Here is a 3,966-nt window from a genome sequence, read left to right as displayed (position 1 = left end):
CCGGTTGCCGGGGTAATCCAAGAACGTGCTGCGGGCGTCGTCGTAGACGGCCCGGGGCACGATGTCGTCACTGCCCTTCCCGGTGGCCAGGCTGTACGCCACGTTGCGCACCTGGGGCGGCGCTTCCAGCCGCTGCGCCAACACTTCCTCGGGCTTGGGCATCATCGCCATTGCCGCGGCCACCTGCTGCGCGCGCGGGTCCACGGGCGGGGCCGGCGTGCGCAGGATCACGCGGCGTGCGGCGGTCTTGGCCACATCGAACTGCAGGCTGATGCTGCGCTTGTTCGTCACCAGTTCCATCGTGTTGCTCGGGCCTGATCCCTGGCGCGGCTTGGCGAAGATGTGCGAGCCACCTTCCTGCCATTCGATACACCACGGGTGCTCCGAGTTGGCGCAGTCAGCGCCGATGCCCACCGCCGCGGTGCTGATGGTTTCGCCGGGCTCCAGCTCGACGTGGGTGGCGACGCCGCGTGTCACGGGAACGTGGATCACGCGGAAGCGGTCATAGTCGACTTCAGCGATAGGCGCGGCGCTGGCGCTGGCGTGCAATGCCAGCAGGGCCAGGGTCAGGCGGGTCATCACGGCGCCACCCCCTGCGTGTCGCCCACCGGGTCGGAGCGGTAGGCGGTGATGACGCAGCCGTAGGGATTCTCGGCGCGGTCCTCCTCCTTCTGCAGCATCTTCGGGTGATAGTCGTAGGTGAGCGTCGCCACGTGCCGCGTGGTGGTGTCGGGCTGCGACTTGTCGTGGTAGGTACTGGCCTTGTCGTAGGTGACGACCATGCCCTTGCCGCCGCCCACGGCCGCGCCGGTGAGCCGCCGACTCACGATGGTGATGACGTGCTCCTGACCCTTGCCCCATGCCTGCTGCCGGCCCTTGCCGATCTGCGGGTAGTAGAGCGCCTGGAACGGCGCGAACACCTCGGGCGATGCCAGCCGCGCCACGGCGTCGTAATCGCGCTTGAGGAAAGACCACGAGTAGCCCTCGCGCGCCCGCACGAAGTCGCCTGCGCACTTCTTGTCCAGCGCATCGAGCGCTGGGACGGTGTCTTCGCGTAGCGGCTGGCCGACCGTGGATTCGCCGGTGATGCGGTCGGTGACGATGGGCACGAACACCACCTGCTTCATCTGGCTCAACGCCACCATGCCGGCCACGGACAGCGCGGTGATGCCTAGGAGGGCGCCACTCAGGCGCTTGTGGTTGCGGTTGGAGTTCTCCAGCTGCTCCCAGCGGTCTACCTCCCAGGAGGCGTCGGATCGGCCGCTCATCAGCTCGGTGAGGTTCTTCACGGCGCGGCACCTCCCAGGAAGGCACGCGCGTCGAGCGGCCGGGTCATCATCTCGGCGGTGCGCTCCAGGCGTCGCGCTTCCTCGCGGCGGCGCTCGTTCTCCATGTCCTGAGCCAGCAGTTGCGCGCGCGTGGCTTCGTGCTGCAGCAGCGCCTGCTCGCCCTGAATGCGGGCACCGAGCTCGAGCTTGGCGGCCTGATCGCTGGTGCCGTTGATGGCGGTGATGAGCCCGTTGATCTGGCCGATGCGCTGCGAAGCACTGCCGATGGCCTGCCGCAGCAGGGCCTTGTTCTGGTAAGGCTGCGCCAGCGTGGACTGGCACTGCGTCTGCAGCGCGCCGCCGAGCCCCTGGCAGTTCCATACCATGTCCGCGTCGCGCAGCGCACGGGCCGGCGCCGTGAGGCCACCGTAGCCGTTGATCACCACGCCGTCGAGCTGCATGGGCGCGTCCAGTGCCACGTAGTTGTTCAGGGCCGGGTTGCGCAGCAGCATCCCCAGCCCGCGGCTGCCGCTCATGTTCTCCAGCGTGGCCCTGGCCTGCGCGATCTGTTGGTACTGGTTCTGGATCTGCAGGTACTGCTGCTCGATCTGCGTGAGCATGTGGATCGTTTGCTGCACGGCTTCGATGACAGCGGCAATGTCGATCACGGGGATGCCGGCATGCGCGGCGCTGCCCGATGCAGCCAGCACGCCGGCGGCGACGAGCTTCTTGAGGCGGATCACGTTGGGCTCCTTGTGGATGGATCAGGGACGGCCACGCGCTGCGAGGCGCTGGAAGGCGTGAGCCACGCCCGTGACGTTGCCCACGGCGGCACCGGCGCGGTAGGCCCAGCCGTGGCTGCGGTTCATGGAGTTGCCGCCCGCGCTGGGGTTGCTGGAGGGGCTGGAGGCCTTGCCCTTGCGCAGCCAGTAATAGATCTGCGAGGCCATCTGCACGCCCATCTGAGCAGCACCTCCGCCAGTGAGTCCGTGCACGAAGCTGGGGGCTGACCACAGCATCACGGCGAACACGAGGCACAGCACGAGGTACGTCATGGCCTGCGTGAGCACGTTGAACTGGCCGATGTTGGCCGAGATGGCTTCCACCAACTTGAGCTGCAGCGCCAGGCTGAAGCCCATCAGGAAGAACACCAGCCAGCTCAGCACGGCCAGCCCAAACAGCGTGCCGAGCCAGTTCACGAACCACTGGCGGGTGGTTTCGAACATCAGGAACAGCATGAAGATCGGGCCGATGGCCAGGATGAAAGTGCCAAAGCCCTTGGTCATCACCGTCACGAGCATGCACGCGAGCAAGAAGAACACGGTGCCGAATGAGAAGATCACCAGGGCAATAGCTGCCACGACGACCTGCAGCGAGAAGATGCCGTCGGTCACTATGGCGGCGGTCAGTGCTCCCGAGCGCTCGTTGAAGCGCTCGATGGTCGCCCAGACGTTGTGCGCGTCCTGCAACTCGCTGCCGGCCGGCACAAAGATCTTCACCACGTCCAGCACCATCGCGTTGTAGACGTCGATCACATACCCGTGATAGACGCCGCCCACGGTGGCGAACGCAACGATTACGGACGCCACGATGATGTTCTCTGCAAACTCCATCACCGGCTCGCAGACCTTGCCCGTGAGCACCTTGTAGCCGTACAGGGCCACGCGGATCGTGAGCCACGCCAGGGCAACGGGCACGAGGTAAGAGAACAACCGCGCCACGACAGTCCCGACGTAGGCAAAGAGCGTTGTGTCGAACTGCTGACCGATCCAGATAAACATGGCTGGCTCCTCACTCCTGAACGGGCATTTGCGGGGGCGGGGCGTAGTAGTCGACACACCCGGATCGGCTGTCGCGGCGCGGGCACTTCAGCCACTGGCCGCCGCTCTTGACCACCCACCCGCGCGGCCGTTGCTCCGCGCCGGGCCTGTAGTCGCGGCAGCCTTGTGACAGCCAGGGCCAGCCGCACTCCTTGAGGCCGCCGTTGCTGTCGATGACGTAGGACGGCGCGGTGCCGCCGATGAAGAAGCTCGGCCCCGTGGGCAGCTTGCGCAGGGACTTCGGGCCAGGCGGTTCTTCCACGATGCGCTTGCCGCCCGGCAGCACGCGCACGGCCTCGTTCTTCAGCTGCGGCCGGTCTTGCTGCGCCTGTTGCGCCTGCTGGGCTTGTGCCAGTTGCTGGTACTGCTGTGCCACCAGTAAGTGCTGCTGGGCCAGCTGCTGTAGCTGCTCAGGGTTGGGCCATTGCAGGGTGGGGCCGCCGACAACGGGAATACCGGCATGGGCCGCCGCGGCGGTGCACAGGGTGAGTGAGATCAGATACTTCATCGCGTGGCCTTTCAACCAAAGCAGTAGAAGCCCGTTGTGGGGGCACTCGGCACCCACGCACACACGCCAAAGGCGAGTGCGGCGGCAACCATCTGGACGACGTTCGGGACCAATGCGTAGTCAGCGTCGCCACTGAGCAATCTGAACAGTGCCTGCCCGAACACACCGGGAAGAACAATCACGCCGATCAGCCTCACGAACAGGACAGCCAGTTCAATGTCCATTCACGCCTCCTGGGGCGTCGGTTGAGCGTTGCGGGCGGCGTGATCGCGCTCGCGCACGCGCTGTACCAGCACGGGCCACCACGTCTCGGGGTCGTCGCCCACTTCGGCGCGGGTGGCATCGAGCAGCAGCACGTTCTTGGTGGTGC

The 3,966-nt window shown here is 66.3% G+C and carries 6 protein-coding genes; all 6 read right to left on the bottom strand.

Annotated features, from left to right (window positions below; translation table 11 throughout):
• Window positions 1-579: TrbG/VirB9 family P-type conjugative transfer protein (locus H537_RS0140115; RefSeq protein ID WP_029002319.1), on the bottom strand; the 579-nt coding region annotated here is incomplete at its 3' end.
• On the bottom strand, window positions 579-1,289 hold the full coding sequence (locus H537_RS48645; RefSeq protein ID WP_051244763.1) for a VirB8 family type IV secretion system protein: 711 nt from the start codon (window positions 1,287-1,289) through the stop codon (window positions 579-581). The genes H537_RS48645 and H537_RS0140115, both read right to left, overlap by 1 nt.
• Window positions 1,286-2,011 carry a TrbJ/VirB5 family protein gene (locus H537_RS48640; protein WP_051244761.1) on the bottom strand — a complete coding sequence of 242 codons (726 nt, stop codon included), beginning with the start codon at window positions 2,009-2,011 and terminating at the stop codon, window positions 1,286-1,288. Before H537_RS48640 ends, H537_RS48645 begins: the two co-directional genes overlap by 4 nt.
• Before the next feature lie 21 nt (window positions 2,012-2,032).
• The gene (locus H537_RS0140095; RefSeq protein WP_029002317.1) at window positions 2,033-3,049 is read right to left on the bottom strand and encodes a TrbL/VirB6 family protein; all 1,017 of its coding nucleotides are present in this window, start codon (window positions 3,047-3,049) and stop codon (window positions 2,033-2,035) included.
• A gap of 10 nt (window positions 3,050-3,059) precedes the next feature.
• Window positions 3,060-3,596 carry a hypothetical protein gene (locus tag H537_RS0140090; protein ID WP_029002316.1) on the bottom strand — a complete coding sequence of 179 codons (537 nt, stop codon included), beginning with the start codon at window positions 3,594-3,596 and terminating at the stop codon, window positions 3,060-3,062.
• Window positions 3,597-3,607: 11 nt separating this feature from the next.
• Window positions 3,608-3,820, bottom strand: coding sequence for a hypothetical protein (locus H537_RS0140085; protein WP_029002315.1), 213 nt, complete (start codon window positions 3,818-3,820; stop codon window positions 3,608-3,610).
• Window positions 3,821-3,966: the final 146 nt, after the last annotated feature.

The organism is Azohydromonas australica DSM 1124, from assembly GCF_000430725.1.
Lineage (GTDB): Bacteria > Pseudomonadota > Gammaproteobacteria > Burkholderiales > Burkholderiaceae_C > Azohydromonas > Azohydromonas australica.
Note: the sequence above shows the minus strand (reverse complement) of the source record. Positions and strands in the feature narration are given on the sequence as shown.

Excerpts from the sequence above, each read along its gene's own strand:
- H537_RS0140095 (WP_029002317.1), bottom strand. The coding sequence starts at position 3,049 with ATGTTTATCTGGATCGGTCAGCAGTTCGACACAACGCTCTTTGCCTAC.
- H537_RS0140090 (WP_029002316.1), bottom strand. The coding sequence starts at position 3,596 with ATGAAGTATCTGATCTCACTCACCCTGTGCACCGCCGCGGCGGCCCAT.
- H537_RS0140085 (WP_029002315.1), bottom strand. The coding sequence starts at position 3,820 with ATGGACATTGAACTGGCTGTCCTGTTCGTGAGGCTGATCGGCGTGATT.